Here is a 15,416-nt window from a genome sequence, read left to right on the forward strand (position 1 = left end):
TTCCAGGCGAAAGACAGTATACTGCGCCCCCGTTTTTGGGGCGAAAATCAACCAAAGTGTACCACGCCGGAGAATTCATGAGCCAACTTGAACTGAACGATCGCACACTGATCCTGCATCGCTTCCCGCAGATGCGTGACGAAAGTCCATTACAAGCCTGGGATGCGGCTGATGAATATCTCTTACAGCAGGCGCTGCCGGCAGGACCGGTGCTGGTCTTCAACGACAGTTTCGGGGCATTAACCTGCGCCCTGAATCCACGCACCGTCTGGCATGTCAGCGACTCCTGGCTCAGCCAGCAGGCCGCCCGTCAGAACCTTTCCTTTAATGGGCTGGATGACAGCGACGTACACTTTGTTGATAGCCTCGCGGAATTGCCGGCGGCTCCGGCGGCAGTGCTGATTAAGGTGCCGAAAACGCTGGCGCTGCTGGAGCATCAGCTGCGTGCCATTCGCGAAGTGGTCACACCCGATACGGTGATTCTGGCGGCGGCGCGCGCCAAAGAGATCCATAACTCTACCCTTCAGCTGTTCGAACAGATCATCGGTGAAACCAAAACCTCACTGGCGTGGAAAAAAGCGCGTCTGATTTTCAGCCAGTTCAGCAAGCCTGCACTGCGTGAGGCGACGCCGACGCTGGTCTGGCCGCTGGATGGCACCTCTTATCAGATCCACAACTATGCCAACGTTTTCTCGCGCTCGTCGCTGGATATCGGCGCACGGCTGTTCGTGCAGCATCTGCCGGAAAACATTGAAGGTGAGATTGTCGATCTGGGCTGTGGCAACGGCGTGGTAGGGCTGGTGGCGCTGGAGCAGAATCCGCAGGCCGAAGTGCATTTCCTTGATGAGTCTTATATGGCGGTCGCCTCCAGCCAGCTTAATGTGGAAGTGAACCGTCCTGACGATCTGTCGCGCTGTCAGTTCCTGGTGAACAACGTGCTGAGCGGCTATCCGTCAGATCGGCTGCACGCGGTGCTGTGTAACCCGCCGTTCCATCAGCAGCACGCGGTCACCGATCATCTGGCGTGGCAGATGTTCCGCGATGCGAAACGCTGCCTTCAGTATGGCGGTGAGTTGCGTATTGTCGGCAACCGCCACCTTGATTATCACCACAAACTGAAGAAGCTGTTCGGCAACTGCACGCTGATCGCCTCTAACCAGAAGTTTGTGGTGCTGCGCGCGGTGAAAATGCGCTAGTCAGACCGTTAAAGCCAGCTGCGTTGCCTGCGCAATCGCGCGGCGCGCATCCAGTTCCTGCGCTACGCCTGCACCGCCTATTACCGTCACTACCTGTCCTTTTGCACGCAGCGCGGCTTCCAGTTCGCGTTGCGGCTCCTGTCCGGCACAGATAATCACGTTATCGATCGCCAGCAGCAGCGTTTCGCCGTTACGCCGCAAGTGCAGGCCGCTGTCATCAATCGCCAGATACTCCGCGCCGCCCCACATCTCCACGCCGCGCGCCTGCAGGCTGGCGCGATGGATCCAGCCGGTGGTTTTTGCCAGCCCGGCGCCGGGTTTCCCTGTCCGGCGCTGCAGCAGCCAGATTTGCCGTAACGCGGCAGGCGGCTCAGGTTTCACGATGCCGCCGCGCTGCGTCAGGCTGTGGTCGATGCCCCATTCGGCGTAAAACGCCGCCCGATCCTCATCATGTGAAGGCTGTGACAGATACTCCGCCACATCAAAGCCAATCCCGCCCGCGCCGATAATCGCCACCCGTTTACCCACCGGGCGCTTATCACGCAGCACCTCAAGGTAGCTCAGCACGCTGGGGTGATCGATGCCTGGAATATCAGGCGTACGGGGCTGAATGCCGGTCGCCAGCACCACTTCATCGGCGTCACTCAGCTGATCCGCCGTGACCCGACAGCCGGTTTTGACCATCACGCCCGCTGCCGCCAGCTGATTGCGGAAATAGCGCAGCGTTTCGCTGAACTCCGATTTGCCGGGGATCAGCCGGGCAATATTGAACTGGCCGCCTATCTCCGGCGCGGCCTCATAGAGTGTCACCTGATGGCCGCGCTGTGCCGCCTGCAGCGCAAACGCCATCCCGGCGGGACCGGCACCCACTACTGCCAGCCTGCGCGGTGCGGTGCTGACGATAACCGGCATCAGCGACTCATGGCAGGCGCGCGGATTGACCAGACAGGAGGTGATCTTCCCGGCAAACACCTGGTCGAGACAGGCCTGGTTACAGGCAATGCAGGTGTTGATGCTGTCCGGTTCGCCGCGCTGCGCTTTGCTGACAAAGGCGGGGTCGGCAAGGAAAGGGCGCGCCATCGAGACCATATCGGCGCAGCCCGACTGCAACAGCTCTTCGGCAACGGCGGGGTGGTTGATGCGATTGGTGGCGATCACCGGCACTGACACATGGGCGCGCAGGCGCTGCGTCACCCAGGCAAAGGCCGCGCGCGGCACGCAGGTGGCGATGGTCGGGATGCGCGCTTCGTGCCAGCCAATGCCGGTATTGAACAGCGTGACGCCGCACTGCTCCAGCTCGCCCGCCAGCAGCAGCGTCTCCTCCAGCGTGCTGCCTTCTTCGATCAGGTCGAGCATCGACAGCCGGAAGATGATGATAAAGGCATCGCCGGTTGCGGCGCGAACCGCGCGGGTAATCGCCAGCGCGAACTGCATCCGCTGGCGGAAGTCGCCGCCCCAGCGGTCGGTTCGCTGATTGGTGTGCTTCACCAGAAACTGATTAATCAGGTAGCCTTCGGAACCCATGATCTCCACGCCATCGTAGCCCGCCCGCTGCGCCAGACGGGCGCAGCGGGCAAAGTCATCAATGGTCTGTTCAATCGCCGCCTCGCTCATCGCCTGCGGCGTGAACGGGTTAATCGGGGCCTGACGTGCCGAAGGCGCAACCACATCGGGCTGATAGCTGTAACGGCCAGTATGCAGGATCTGCAGGGCGATTTTGCCCTGATGCTGATGTACCGCCTCCGTGATCTGCCGATGCCAGCTGCACTGCGCTTCGTCGATAAGCATCGCGCCATGCGCGGTGGTGACACCCTGAGCATTAGGCGCAATGCCGCCGGTGACAATCAGTGCAACGCCTTCACGCGCCCGCTCGCCGTAGAACGCCGCCAGCCGCGCTGCGCCATCCGGATGCTCCTCCAGACCGGTGTGCATTGACCCCATCAGAAAGCGGTTTTTCAATTGGGTAAAGCCAAGATTCAGCGGCGTAAACAGCGCAGGATAATCAGGATTGACGGGCATGATAGTCACTCACAGTTAAGTGGTCGGATGAGTTCACTCTAGCCACTTCTGCGTTAAAAAAAAGTGAAAGAATGTCAGGGTGTGAGTGAAATCATAAACATCGGTGGGGAAGTGCTGATGAGCGGGAGCAGGGAGGTTGTGCCTTACGCAGCACAACTATCCGTGGCCTTTAATGTTTCTGACTCTGAAACGCTTAGCGCCGTCGGATCCACGAATAGCGTGAGCGATAGCCGCTGCCATGATGAGTATTAAAGCGGTAGCTTGATCCGCTCTCCGCCATGCAGTAGGTGCAGACGTTCACGTTATCGATCTGCGCGACCGGCACACCCGCCTGCACCAGCAAATGCGTTGCCAGCGCAGGCAGATCGAACCAGACGCCCTGCTGGCGGGCAGCAGCCTGTGGACGTTGCGCCAGCGGATTGACCGGCGGGTTCCGGTGCCAGCGCAGCCCGCTGGCAAACGCCGGGTTCTGCGCAATCTCTGCAAGCTGCGGTTCAGCCAGCTCATAGCAGCAGGGCCCCATTGCCGGGCCAATCGCCACCACCAGGTCCTGCGGGTTGCAGCCCTGCTCGCCCAGTTTTTCCACGGCGCGGGTCAGCACGCCCGCCAGTGTTCCCTTAAGTCCGGCATGAACTGCCGCCACGATTCGTTTATTGCGGTCGGCGAACAGCACCGGCAGGCAGTCGGCGGTATAAACCGCCACCGGGCGTGTTCCGCTACCGATCACGCCATCCGACTCGCAGCTTTTCGGCGGGGTGTTCTCAATGTCGGTGACCACAGTCGCGCTGTGGCGCTGATGTCCCCAGGCGGCATCGGCGGGAGGCGGCTCACCGGCGGGCTGAAACGCATAATCGAGCCACTCCAGTGAATCGAGCAACGGCGAGCGCGGGATCACGGCCATAAGAATCTCCTGTTATAACAGCGTGCGTTAGGCTGCCCACAGCTTACGTTAACTGCTACATTTTTGAAGCTTCTCCTCAGACCTTTCTCACCTTAAGGATGAAATGATGAAAACCTCCGCAAAACTCGCTGCATCCGGACTGGTCGCGCTGCTGCTGACCGGCTGCGCCTCGTCAACACATCAGACCGCGCAACAGCAGCTCGGGCAGCAATCGGTGCTGGCGGTAAACTGGTTCCAGCAGTCAGGCGAATATCAGGCACTGACCTGGCAGGCGTTCAATACCGCGCGCATGGCGTTTGATCAGGCACCGTCGCTGACCGGCAAACCCAAAGCGGTGATTGTCGATCTGGATGAAACCATGCTGGATAACAGCGCCTACAGTGCATGGCAGGCGAAGAACGGCCAGCCGTTCAGCAGCAAAACCTGGTCAGCCTGGACGCAGGCGCGTCAGGCGAAAGCAGTGCCGGGTGCGGTCGAGTTCGCGCGTCATGTGACAGAGAAGGGCGGCACGCTGTTCTATGTGTCGAACCGCGATCAGAAAGATTACGCCGCCACGGTCGCCAATATGCAGCAGCTCGGCTTCCCGAACGTCAGTGATAAAACGGTACGTCTGAATACCGACAGCTCCAACAAGCAGGCGCGTTTCGATGCCATCAAAAACGCGGGTTACAACGTGGTGCTCTATGTCGGCGACAACCTCAACGATTTTGGTGGGTCGACCTGGCATAAGGGTAATCAGACGCGTCGCGATTTTGTGAGTCTAAATCACCAGCAGTTTGGTACGCAGTTCATCGTTCTGCCGAATCCACTTTATGGCGACTGGGAGAGCGGAATGGCGGAAAACTACAATAAACTGACACCGGAGCAGCAGTTGTCGGTGCGGGAATCACGGCTGCAAAGCTGGAACGGTAAATAATTCGTCAAGAAAAAGAGCCTGCTCGTTCAGGCTCTGTTCAGAACTGGTCCTGATTTACTTACTGCCGTCACTATTCTGCTGCAAATTAAATTAATCATCTCTTGCTTCATTCTTCTCTTATTACAGGCATATTTAACTGGCTGTCAGCAATTAAGCCGGTGGATTGTGCTAATGGTTAGTTTTTTAATTAAGAGTATTCCTGGAAAAAAGCCCACCGGTTGGTATGGCAGTGAATATCCCCTCATTTATTAATTGTATTTATTTGTCATCAGTAACTTTAGTTTATTTTTATTACTATTTTATCTGTTTGATTTTATTGCCTTAATAAGGCGGTTGATTTATTTGCCCACATTTCTGCTGCTGAATTAAATTTACTTAACCCTGACCTTTACTGACTGTTAGTTGACAATAGCGGTATTGTTAAATCGCTGTGAAATATTACGCGTGCATTGAAATTAGTTAGCGTCTATAACCTTTTTCTGTGACTCAGTTCTTATTAACCTGGCGGCTCACGCTTTATTTGTGAGCCGATACACTTTGTGGTTAGCCAGGATGCGACATCCCGGTAGTAGAGAGAAGATGATTGTGACGACACTTAAACCCTTATTAGCGAAAAATCGCAGTTGGGCCTTACAGCGCCGCCAGCGTAATCCGGATTATTTTAACAAATTCCTTCATCAGCAAAAGCCACACTCACTCTGGATTGGCTGCTCTGATAGTCGCGTTCCGGCAGAAGTCTTAACCGGCTCCCATCCCGGCGAACTCTTTGTGCATCGCAATATCGCCAACATGGTGATTGAGGACGATGACAATTTACTGAGCGTGCTGCAATACGCACTCTTCTTTCTCGGCGTTAAACGCATTGTATTAAGTGGTCACTATGGCTGCGGCGGCGTAGAAGCCGCGCAAAATCTGCCGGGCAGTGTGCTGGACGGTCAGGAGAGCGCACTGGCGAGACGCATTCAGACCCTGCGTGATGATATTCAGGCGGGTCTGACAGACATTCCCCTCTCAGACGCGCCGCCGGGTGAACAGCTCGATCGGCTGGTTGAGGCCAACGTTAAGGCGCAATTCGCCCGGCTGGTGAAATCTGAACCGGTCCGGCAAATCTGGCAATCGGGCCAGGAACTGGAGGTGTTTGGTTGTGTTTATGACCTGCGCTCCGGCCATCTCAAAGAGCTGATTCATCAATCTGCAGAGGAGCCTTCATTATGAACCTCGATACCCTGCGTCGCGATATTCCTGCGGGTCTGGTGGTTTTCCTGGTCGCCTTGCCGCTCTGCCTTGGCATCGCACAGGCCAGCGGATTACCTCCGTTTGCCGGTCTGCTGACCGGTGTGATTGGCGGTCTGGTGGTGACGTCACTAAGCCCATCCCGGTTTGCCGTGAGTGGCCCGGCGGCGGGGCTTGTCACTATTGTCGTCGCCTCGATGGCTTCACTGGGCAGCTTCTCTGCTTTTCTCACTGCGCTGATTATCGCCGGGGCACTGCAATGCCTGTTTGGCCTGCTGCGCGCCGGACGGTTTATTTCGCTGGTGCCGGGTAGTGTCATCAAAGGAATGCTGGCGGCGATTGGCCTGCTGCTGATTATGCAGCAGATTCCGGTGGCGCTGGGCGCCGCTGGTGATGCAGAGCTGGTGTCACTGGTGACCGGCCAGATGACTTTCTCGCTGCCAGCGATAGCGGTGGCGGGTGTCGGCCTGGCCATTCTCTGTCTCTGGACGACCGCGCCGGTGAAACGGATCAAAGCGCTCGCCTGGATCCCTGGCCCGCTGATTGCGGTACTGATCGGCTGTCTGGCGACGGTAGCAGGAGGGCGGCTCTTCCCTGAAATGACGCAGGGGCTGGCGCGCATTTCGTTGCCTGCGTTTGACAGCGTTTCCGCACTGATGGCTGAACTGGAAACGCCCGACTGGATGGCCTGGCAGAATCCGCAGGTCTGGGTAGTGGCGGTGACTCTGGCACTGGTTGCCAGTCTGGAAACGCTGCTGAGTCAGGAGGCGCTGAAAAAACTGCGCCCTCAGACGCCCGCGCCGTCGCCCAATAAAGAGATGTTCGCGCAGGGTATCGGTAACCTGGCGGCGGGTTTTCTTGGGGCGATGCCGATAACGGCAGTGATTGTACGTAGCTCGGTCAACGTCAGTGCGGGCGCGCAGACGAAGCTCTCGATCTTCATTCACGGCGTGCTGCTGCTGATTTGTGGCATGTGGTTCAGTGAGATGCTGAATGCCATTCCGCTGGCCAGCCTGGCTGCCGTACTGCTCTATACCGGTTATAAGCTGGCGACACCTAAACTGTTTGTTGAGCAGTTCCGGATGGGCGCACAGCAGTACGTGCCGTTTCTGGCCACCATCGTCGGCATTATCACGCTGGGTATGCTGGTTGGTATTGGCATCGGTATCGCCACACAAATCCTCTACAGCATCTATAAGAGCCATCGCAACGCGTTGCAGCTTACCCGTTATGATGACCATTACGTGCTGCGCTTCCAGCAGAACCTGACCTTTATGCACAATCCAAAGTTGCAGGGATTGCTGGATGAGATCCCGGAGAACAGCGTGGTTATCGTCGATAACGACAATGCGGAATATATCGATCCGGACGTTAAAGCGGTGCTGAAAGATTTTGGTGATAACGCCGATAAACGCGGCATTCGCCTGAGTCAGTGGCCGGTTGCGGTAAAATAGCGCTTAGCGCAACGGTAAAGGGGTTTAAAAGGAAAAAATCGGATATCTCGGATATCCGATTTTTTTATTTGCGAGGCATAATAAGTTCCCAATTTCTGCTGTCATCGGATGGGGTTAGCCACTGCAGGATAACTTTCCTGAATCATCCCACGAAATGAGGCTTTATCGCCGGATGAGATTGAGGGTATTCAGGATTTAATCATTCTGACACCACGCGCCTGTTCAGGCTGGCGTGGACAGCCAGCCTCTCTGCGACAAGGTCCGGATGTATGCGCATACAGCTGTTTGAAGAGCACAACGCTAAGAAGAACGCATTTTTGCTGTTTTTAATCACGCTGCTGTTTTGCTTTATCGGCGGACACCTGCGTTTCCCCCAGGAGCTGTCTCTTTTCTGGCCGGTCAACGCGATCGTCACTGGCGTTATCGTCCGTAATCCTTTTCTGCATCAGACCCGCTCTTACCTGGCCATCTTTGCCGCGATGGTGTTTAACGACACCGTATTTTCCGGCTGGGCGCTTTCTGCATTTACCCTCAACCTGGCGAATATTCTGTTTGTGCTGGTGGCCGCCACGCTGCTGGTAAAGCATCTTCAGCATGACTCCGGCAGCGAGCGTATTACCAGTGTGCTGCGTATTTTTCCTGCCTGTCTGCTGGCCGCGCTGGCCTGTGCCAGCTGGGGAGCGCTGGCACAGCAGGCTGATTTTGATGCCGGACTGGCGGTGGCATGGGGTGACTGGTTCAGTGAGCAGTTATCAACCGGGCTGATGCTGCTGCCCTTTTTGCTGACGCGCGACTGGTCGTCGCTGTCGCCCCGCCAGTTTCTGCAGTTCCGCAAGCTGGCACCGGTCATCGCCGTGATGGTTTCGCTGATGATCGGCGCAATGATGGGGGGCGCGGGCAGCCTGACGCTGCCGGTTCCGGCGCTGGTCTGGTGCGCTATTGTGTTGCCGATGCCGCTGACCAGCCTGGTGATCCTGCTGACCGGTATTACTGAAATCATTCTGGTCTCTCATGGTGTGATGAACATTCAGGGCGACGATAATCTGTTGCCGCTCAGCCATCTGACCTCTGCGCGACTGGGTGTGGCAACCATCGCAATTAGTCCGCTGATCGTGGCTGCAAGCATGGATGCAATCCGCCAGCTTAATCAGCGTCTGGCGCTGCGCGCGAATTACGATTTCCTGACCCGCCTGCTGTCACGTTCCGGTTTATATGAAAGCCTGCGTGCGGAGCCGATTTTTCCGGATCGCAAAGTGGGCGTGATCCTGCTTGATGTTGATTACTTCAAAGCCATCAATGACAATTTTGGTCACGATGCGGGTGACAGCGTGCTGGAAGAGATCGCCCGCCGGATGCAGTGCGTGGTGGGTAAAGCGGGGCGCATCTGTCGCTTTGGCGGAGAGGAGTTTGTGGTAGTGCTGTTCGACCAGAATGCGGAAAAGCTCTATTTTCTGGCGGAGGCAATCCGGCAGAAGATGGCGAAAGAGAAGTTCTGGTTGCAGGGTAGCACGGCTACGGTGACCGTCAGCCTGGGGCTGGCCCATGGCAGTGCCGATGAGGCGACGGAATGGCACCGCGTGATCAACCGGCTAATCTCTGCGGCGGATAAAAATCTCTATCTGTCGAAGCGCAATGGCCGTAATCAGACTTCGCCGGTTAACTACCGCACGATTACCAGCGACGTGGCATAACGCCACGTCACCGGGTTCGATCAACTGACGCTGCTTTTCAGGGTGCTGGCCTGCTGATGGCGTTCAATCGCCAGGTCGATCAGACGGCTGATCAAATCCTGATAACTGAGTCCGGCCGCCTGCCACAGTTTCGGATACATGCTGATATTGGTGAAGCCGGGCAGGGTATTCACTTCATTGACGATAATCTCGCCGTCATCGGTCAGGAACACATCGACGCGCGCCATGCCAAAGCACTCCAGCGCGGAGAAGGCTTTGATGGCGACGTCACGGATTGCATCGCTGGTTTCCGCTGCAATGGCTGCCGGAACCACCGTCTGCGCACCACTTTCAGAGATATATTTAGTGTCATAAGAGTAGAAAGCGTCATGCACCACCACTTCGCCACACGGGCTGGCTTCCGGCGCATCGTTACCGAGCACCGCGCACTCGATCTCCCGGCCTTTGATACCCTGTTCAATCAGCACCTTGCGGTCAAAAGAGAAGGCCAGCGCCAGCGCCGCATCAAATTCTTCCATGCTATCCACTTTGCTGACGCCGACTGATGACCCCTGGTTGGCGGGTTTGATAAACAGCGGCAGGCCAAAGCGGGCAATGACTGCCTCTGCATCCAGGAGGGCGCGTTGTGCCTGAGTAATGCTCAGCCATGGCGCGACGTTGAGGCCGGCATCACGCAGCAGGCGTTTGGTAAAATCCTTGTCCATGCTGACCGCAGAACCCAGCACGTCGGAACCGACGAAGGGTAACGAGGCCATGCGCAGCAGGCCCTGCAGAGAGCCATCTTCACCCAGCGTACCGTGCACGATAGGGAAGATAACGTCGATCTGCGACAGCGGATGGGCGTTGTGGCGGGTGATGATCTGCTGCTGAGTCGTGCCGGGCACCAGCGCCACATCTTCAGCGGCGTGATTCAGCGCGATTAGCGCCGGATTTTCTGCGTTAAGTAAGAAGTTTGACGCATCGTTAAGACGCCAGTGTCCCTGCTTATCGATGCCCAGCAACACCACGTCAAACCTGGTTTTGTCGATCGCCTCAAGGATATTTTTGGCCGACTGCAACGACACCTCATGCTCAGCCGATTTGCCGCCAAACACGATCCCTACCCGCAACTTTGTCATCAATTTTGCCCACTGAAAAAATCAAAACCACAAGATAGCATGGGGTTTGCGCGGGGGAATAGGGTGGGGCTTTCTCTTTTCCTTATGGGCCGCAGCCAGCATGGTGAGAGTCACTGAACATTGTCACGGGCAGCGGGCAGTGAATAAGGAGGCTGAGAGGGTTTCTCGCTATAACAGCATCGTCTGGCACGCTCTGAGCAGGGACGCCAGAAGCCGTCTCTATTGTGGCAAGCGAGAATCTGTGAGCCAGGTTTTAAATAACATTTGTTCATTCACAAGCAGGCGATGAAAAAGCGCTGCATGGCGGTTATATTTTATCCGTTAAGGGGGTGAGACATATGCCACGGTTCTGGACTACACGGATAACAGCCCGGTTGAACGCCTTGCAATTAGCGCGATCAGATTTTGAGGCGTTTAAGATAGTCAACCAGTAACCTTTGCCGCAACGAATACCGGTGGGCATAGGGCCAGACTACATAAATGGGTGTGCTGGCATCAACGATTTTATCCTCCAGCAGCGCACAGAGAGAACCTGACTCAAGATGTTCTTTTATTGAGACCTCAGGCAGGTATGCGATTCCATTACCATTCAGGGCCAATTTAATTCGGGTCTCAATATCATTACAAATAATGGACTGAGGAAGATGTAAGGATTTTATTTTAGGTAAGGGCCAGGTCTGGACCATGCCAGTATTTCTTGACCGGTAGTGAATTAAAGTGTGATCGATGAGATCTTCAGCCGTTTCGGGTTGACCATGCAGGGAAAGATAATCCGGAGAAGCGACAAGTAGACTATGGATATCGCCAATGTAATAAGAGCGTAAATTTCCATCAGGATCATTACCGACACGAATGGCCGCGTCGAAATTTTCACCGACCAGATCGACAAATCTGTCGGAGAAATCAAACTCAACTTCTATTTCTCTGTGCTCTTTAAGAAAAGCATTAAATCGTTCACTAAACAGATTCGGGATGGGAGCAACGCTGATTTTTAATCGTCCTACGGCACTTTCAGTGGAAACCAGCATTGCATTTTGTATCTGGTCGACTTCTTCAAGAATTCTCAATGCATGGTTTAAAAAACACTCACCTTCATATGTTAGGGAAATTCTGCGGGTATTACGCTGAAGCAATTGTGCTCCCACGCTGTTTTCAAGGCTGGTAACCCTTTTACCCACGGCTGAAGCGCTCAATCCCAGCGCACGACCCGCTGATACAAAGCTTCCAACTTGCGCCACCTTCACGAACACCGATATTGCGGAAAGTGAATCGATCATTTTTTGATACCTCAGGTTGGATTGCGGCCTGATCTGGCAGCATAGTCCGGAACTGCAGGTAGGTTATTCCAGAACGTAAGTTAATGTAAAGTCATTGTCGTGTTAAATGACATCGCATTCCGAATTGAAACATATCCTATACATGGAAATTTAAAGTGTAGGACAGCAATCTGATAGTGCGAAGGGGTATTACTTCTCGTTGTGTAAATAATGATTGGCTAAAATAGAAAGGAATAACATGAACGCAGATCAACAGGTCACTCATACTTTAAACTTTCGGCGCGCACCGCTGGCTAAGCGCACGGATTTAACATGGAATATGTATGCGACACAAGAAGTCGAGTATCAGGTTTCAATTGTCAGAGATATACTAGATATTAAAAATCCCTCCCTGGCGCGGGCCTGTTCAAAATATGCAGATAAAAATGCAAAGTCAGGTATCAAGCGACTCGTTGTTATAGATAAAAAAGTTGACGAAATTTACGGCGAAAAATTCAAAGCTTATTTTGCACACTGGAATTTCGACATCCGCTGGAAAGTGATTTCAGGGGATGAGATTAACAAAAATGTCGAATCAACCATTCAGGTCGCGGAGGCAATGGCAGAGGCCGGGTTACTACGTCGAGGCGAAGTCGTCATTGGTATTGGCGGGGGCGTCTTACTTGATGTTGTCGGATTTGCCGCCAGCCTTTATCGTCGCGGTATACCTTATCTCCGTATTCCAACCACTTTAATGGGACAGATTGATGCAGGCATCGGTATTAAAACCGGCATTAATCACGGCGAGCATAAAAATCGCCTGGGCACCTATTTTGCCCCGGCCTCCGCTTTAATCGACCCGTCGTTTCTTAAAAGCCTCAGCCAGCGCCATATTTCTAATGGTGTCGCAGAAATTATTAAAATGGCGCTTATTAAAGATAAGCACCTTTTTGAATTACTTGAAATGATGTCATCGCATCTGACTCCTGAAGCGTTTTCCTCAGAAGATTGCGCAATCAAAGAGATTATCACCCGCTCAATTGCTGGCATGCTGGCAGAACTTGAACCCAATCTCTGGGAAGCAGAATTAGCCCGCTGTGTGGATTACGGCCATACCTTTAGCCCGTCGCTGGAACTTCTCGCTAATCCGGTGCTCCTGCACGGTGAAGCGGTTGCCATTGATATGGCCCTGTGCGTTGTACTTGCCCATGGCCGCGGACTGTTGTCGGCAGAAGAGACAGAGCGTGCCATCTCCCTAATACAAAAGAGTGGGCTGCCGGTTTCACATCCTGTTTTTAATCTCGCCCTTCTGGAAGAAGCACTCATTGACACCATCAAACACCGTGACGGATTACAACGTATTCCGCTTTCTGACGGTATTGGCAATGTCGTTTTTGCCAATGACATTGCGCAGGATGAACTTGCTGCTGCGCTGGCGTTCCTTGGAAACTTCGAAAAATCCGTAAGGGGAGAAGTGGCAGCATGATTCAGACAGCCACTGTGATAGATATTGGCGGGACTCACATGCGATGGGCGACATGGTCAGCGAATAAAGGGGTGGGTAATCGCACCTCTATACCCACGCCGGGCTTTCATCAGCACCCTGATATGTCAGTTCAGCAATTGCAACAGCGGCTGGTAAAGACAATCTGTGACATTCCTGCCTGCAGTCAGGATATGACAGTGGGTATTTCTTTTGGTGCGGCGATGAATCATCACACTGCAACGGTTTATGCCTCAGCGCCACTTTGGGGCGCGCACAATACTCCCTTTGATCTCTATAGTGAGTTGATTCGCCTGCGGCCTGATGTCAAATGGCATGTCGTTAATGATGTTACCGCAGCCTTGCTGCACGTTATTTCGACACCTCTGTGTGCCCAGGACCGGAAAGTCATGGTGGTAACGATTAGCACAGGGATTGCTGCGCGTACCATTGATAGGGCAACGCGACATATTCCTTTCGACTCCTGTGGCCTGCAGGGAGAGATCGGCCATCTGCCGGCAACCACGCACCTGAGTCGCGAGGCCGTGCACCTGCTTTGCGACTGCGGCGAGTCAAATCACCTCTCTTCGTTTTCATCAGGGCGCGGTATAGCAAGAATGGCGGACCTCTTTAAGGCCCGGGAACCACAGGCGTGGGCGGATTCAGTGCTTGGGGGCTCAATCAATGAAGGTAGCGATTTTGAACCCGCCTTTATCACTGCCCTGGATGCAAATGACACTGTCGCGAACATGCTGCTTAAGGCTGTAACGTCACCGGTTGCTGATGTTCTGCGCACTGCCCTTTGTCTCGATCCGGATTTGGACAGAATCGTCCTCACCGGTGGCGTGGCAGTTTCGCTGGGTGAACACTACAGATCTGCGATTCTTAAACATCTGCGTACAGCAGGTTTATACCTGACCAGCCATCTGGATTTCGACTGGATAGCATCACGCATTGTGATAGCGGAAGCAGACTGTCTTGCTGGTGCCGGGGTTGCCGCTACCTTTGGAGCCTGGCAATGAATCAGTGGCACAAAGCGTTGGTTCGCCATGACGGAAAAGTTGCGGTGATGGACAGGCCAACCCGCAAACCAGAAGGTTATGAACTCACGGTCAGGCCGGTATATGCAGGGCTATGTGGAACGGATATTCAGATGTTACGCGGACTTCGTGATGATCCCACTTCCATTCTCGGGCACGAGGGTATCGCTCTTGTTGCTGAGGCTGGCAACGATGTTCCGGCTACGCTTGCGCCAGGGACGCTGGTTTGTATCAATCCCACTCATCGCAGCGATCCTGCCTTTCTGTTAGGCCACAATGTCGAAGGTCTGCTTCAGGAAAATGTACTGATTCCTGCAACCGCTGTGCGTGATGGCCTGATTATACCGCTGAGCACCGCTCACCATTCTGCGACGGCAACTCTGCTGGAGCCACTTGCGGCCGTTCATTATGCCTTTGAGTTATTGTCAGACTTCAACCCGGACACGTTAGTGGTGTTTGGTGATGGCGTAATCGGTCATCTGGCCGTGCGTGCAGCGGCTGACAGAATGGGGGCAGGAATCCGCATCCAGCATCTTCACCATACTGAGCAGGGCCTTGCATGGAGCAGGTATTATGAAGCGGGTGCCGCTCAATGCGCCCTGAATAATTCCGCAGGTGCGGCATTACTCTCCTCACTTTCGGCAGATACGCGCGTTGCGGTGCTAATCGCTACGCCACGCAATGCGACCCTGGCGTGTCTAGAAACTGCACTCCGCTACATTCGCGGAGAAGTCAGGATAAGTTTACTGGGAGGGTTACCTGAAGATGCCAGTACGCCTTTGTTACCTGATCTCCTCCTGAATCCAATCAGAGCGGCGAATTGTGGCGGTAAGCCCATGCCTGGCGTGGTTCACACACATAAAACCAAGAGTGCCAAAACCGTTCAGTTAGTCGGCCAACGTGGCGTAGCTAATCGTCATCTGAGAAGCGCTGCAGATGAACTCATGAAGCATCCTGAACGCTATCACTCTCTCATTACACATACTCTTTCTCTGGAAAGAGCCGCTGAGGTGATGACACACCTTGCATCATCTACGGAACGACAATTCGATGGTCGCAGGTTAATAAAACTTGCGGTGCAATTCAGCACTGAAACCCCATAAGAAGGA

At 54.5% G+C, this 15,416-nt stretch carries 12 protein-coding genes; 8 read left to right on the top strand and 4 right to left on the bottom strand.

The annotated features are described in order from the left end of the window. The first annotated feature begins 77 nt into the window (after positions 1-77). Complete coding sequence (gene rlmG, locus K6R05_RS02980; protein ID WP_222924957.1) at positions 78-1,196, top strand: 23S rRNA (guanine(1835)-N(2))-methyltransferase RlmG; 1,119 nt, start codon at positions 78-80, stop codon at positions 1,194-1,196. Here the strand turns inward: rlmG and K6R05_RS02985 are convergent, their stop codons facing one another. Continuing rightward, on the bottom strand, positions 1,197-3,215 hold the full coding sequence (locus K6R05_RS02985) for an NADPH-dependent 2,4-dienoyl-CoA reductase (RefSeq protein ID WP_222924958.1): 2,019 nt from the start codon (positions 3,213-3,215) through the stop codon (positions 1,197-1,199). It abuts the gene before it with no gap. 193 nt (positions 3,216-3,408) lie between these two features. Next, on the bottom strand, positions 3,409-4,116 hold the full coding sequence (locus tag K6R05_RS02990) for a purine nucleoside phosphorylase YfiH/LACC1 family protein (RefSeq protein ID WP_222924959.1): 708 nt from the start codon (positions 4,114-4,116) through the stop codon (positions 3,409-3,411). A 106-nt stretch (positions 4,117-4,222) separates the two neighbouring features. Between K6R05_RS02990 and K6R05_RS02995 the strand changes: the two genes are divergently transcribed. The 4 genes from K6R05_RS02995 (at position 4,223) to K6R05_RS03010 (ending at position 9,410) form a co-directional block, all read left to right on the top strand. Next, entirely contained in the window at positions 4,223-5,032 is an 810-nt protein-coding gene (locus K6R05_RS02995) for a 5'-nucleotidase, lipoprotein e(P4) family (RefSeq protein ID WP_222925450.1), read from the top strand. Between the two features lie 579 nt (positions 5,033-5,611). After that, positions 5,612-6,247, top strand: a complete 636-nt coding sequence (locus tag K6R05_RS03000; protein WP_161735333.1) for a carbonic anhydrase — start codon at positions 5,612-5,614, stop codon at positions 6,245-6,247. After that, on the top strand, positions 6,244-7,719 hold the full coding sequence (locus K6R05_RS03005) for a SulP family inorganic anion transporter (RefSeq protein WP_161735332.1): 1,476 nt from the start codon (positions 6,244-6,246) through the stop codon (positions 7,717-7,719). Before K6R05_RS03000 ends, K6R05_RS03005 begins: the two co-directional genes overlap by 4 nt. A gap of 269 nt (positions 7,720-7,988) precedes the next feature. Further along, positions 7,989-9,410, top strand: coding sequence for a GGDEF domain-containing protein (locus tag K6R05_RS03010; protein ID WP_161735330.1), 1,422 nt, complete (start codon positions 7,989-7,991; stop codon positions 9,408-9,410). Between the two features lie 20 nt (positions 9,411-9,430). Here the strand turns inward: K6R05_RS03010 and ddlA are convergent, their stop codons facing one another. Together ddlA and K6R05_RS03020 are read right to left on the bottom strand one after the other, a co-directional pair. Beyond that, the gene (ddlA, locus tag K6R05_RS03015) at positions 9,431-10,528 is read right to left on the bottom strand and encodes a D-alanine--D-alanine ligase (protein ID WP_222924960.1); all 1,098 of its coding nucleotides are present in this window, start codon (positions 10,526-10,528) and stop codon (positions 9,431-9,433) included. A gap of 398 nt (positions 10,529-10,926) precedes the next feature. Beyond that, positions 10,927-11,805, bottom strand: a complete 879-nt coding sequence (locus tag K6R05_RS03020) for a LysR family transcriptional regulator (RefSeq protein ID WP_222924961.1) — start codon at positions 11,803-11,805, stop codon at positions 10,927-10,929. Between the two features lie 238 nt (positions 11,806-12,043). Between K6R05_RS03020 and K6R05_RS03025 the strand changes: the two genes are divergently transcribed. The 3 genes from K6R05_RS03025 to K6R05_RS03035 are packed head-to-tail and all read left to right on the top strand — an operon-like array spanning position 12,044 to position 15,410. Then, positions 12,044-13,270: a sedoheptulose 7-phosphate cyclase gene (locus tag K6R05_RS03025; protein ID WP_222924962.1), complete on the top strand. Its 1,227-nt coding sequence runs from the start codon at positions 12,044-12,046 to the stop codon at positions 13,268-13,270. Further along, the gene (locus K6R05_RS03030) at positions 13,267-14,289 is read left to right on the top strand and encodes an ROK family protein (protein ID WP_222924963.1); all 1,023 of its coding nucleotides are present in this window, start codon (positions 13,267-13,269) and stop codon (positions 14,287-14,289) included. Before K6R05_RS03025 ends, K6R05_RS03030 begins: the two co-directional genes overlap by 4 nt. Next, on the top strand, positions 14,286-15,410 hold the full coding sequence (locus K6R05_RS03035) for an alcohol dehydrogenase catalytic domain-containing protein (RefSeq protein ID WP_222924964.1): 1,125 nt from the start codon (positions 14,286-14,288) through the stop codon (positions 15,408-15,410). The genes K6R05_RS03030 and K6R05_RS03035 overlap by 4 nt, the downstream gene beginning before the upstream one ends. The last annotated feature ends 6 nt before the right edge of the window (positions 15,411-15,416 follow it).

Origin of the sequence: Pantoea alfalfae, from assembly GCF_019880205.1 — a bacterium.
Lineage (GTDB): Bacteria > Pseudomonadota > Gammaproteobacteria > Enterobacterales > Enterobacteriaceae > Pantoea > Pantoea alfalfae.

Excerpts from the sequence above, each read along its gene's own strand:
- K6R05_RS03035 (WP_222924964.1), top strand. The coding sequence starts at position 14,286 with ATGAATCAGTGGCACAAAGCGTTGGTTCGCCATGACGGAAAAGTTGCG.
- rlmG (WP_222924957.1), top strand. The coding sequence starts at position 78 with ATGAGCCAACTTGAACTGAACGATCGCACACTGATCCTGCATCGCTTC.
- K6R05_RS03005 (WP_161735332.1), top strand. The coding sequence starts at position 6,244 with ATGAACCTCGATACCCTGCGTCGCGATATTCCTGCGGGTCTGGTGGTT.
- K6R05_RS02985 (WP_222924958.1), bottom strand. The coding sequence starts at position 3,215 with ATGCCCGTCAATCCTGATTATCCTGCGCTGTTTACGCCGCTGAATCTT.
- K6R05_RS03020 (WP_222924961.1), bottom strand. The coding sequence starts at position 11,805 with ATGATCGATTCACTTTCCGCAATATCGGTGTTCGTGAAGGTGGCGCAA.
- K6R05_RS03030 (WP_222924963.1), top strand. The coding sequence starts at position 13,267 with ATGATTCAGACAGCCACTGTGATAGATATTGGCGGGACTCACATGCGA.
- K6R05_RS03025 (WP_222924962.1), top strand. The coding sequence starts at position 12,044 with ATGAACGCAGATCAACAGGTCACTCATACTTTAAACTTTCGGCGCGCA.
- K6R05_RS03010 (WP_161735330.1), top strand. The coding sequence starts at position 7,989 with ATGCGCATACAGCTGTTTGAAGAGCACAACGCTAAGAAGAACGCATTT.
- ddlA (WP_222924960.1), bottom strand. The coding sequence starts at position 10,528 with ATGACAAAGTTGCGGGTAGGGATCGTGTTTGGCGGCAAATCGGCTGAG.
- K6R05_RS02990 (WP_222924959.1), bottom strand. The coding sequence starts at position 4,116 with ATGGCCGTGATCCCGCGCTCGCCGTTGCTCGATTCACTGGAGTGGCTC.
- K6R05_RS03000 (WP_161735333.1), top strand. The coding sequence starts at position 5,612 with ATGATTGTGACGACACTTAAACCCTTATTAGCGAAAAATCGCAGTTGG.
- K6R05_RS02995 (WP_222925450.1), top strand. The coding sequence starts at position 4,223 with ATGAAAACCTCCGCAAAACTCGCTGCATCCGGACTGGTCGCGCTGCTG.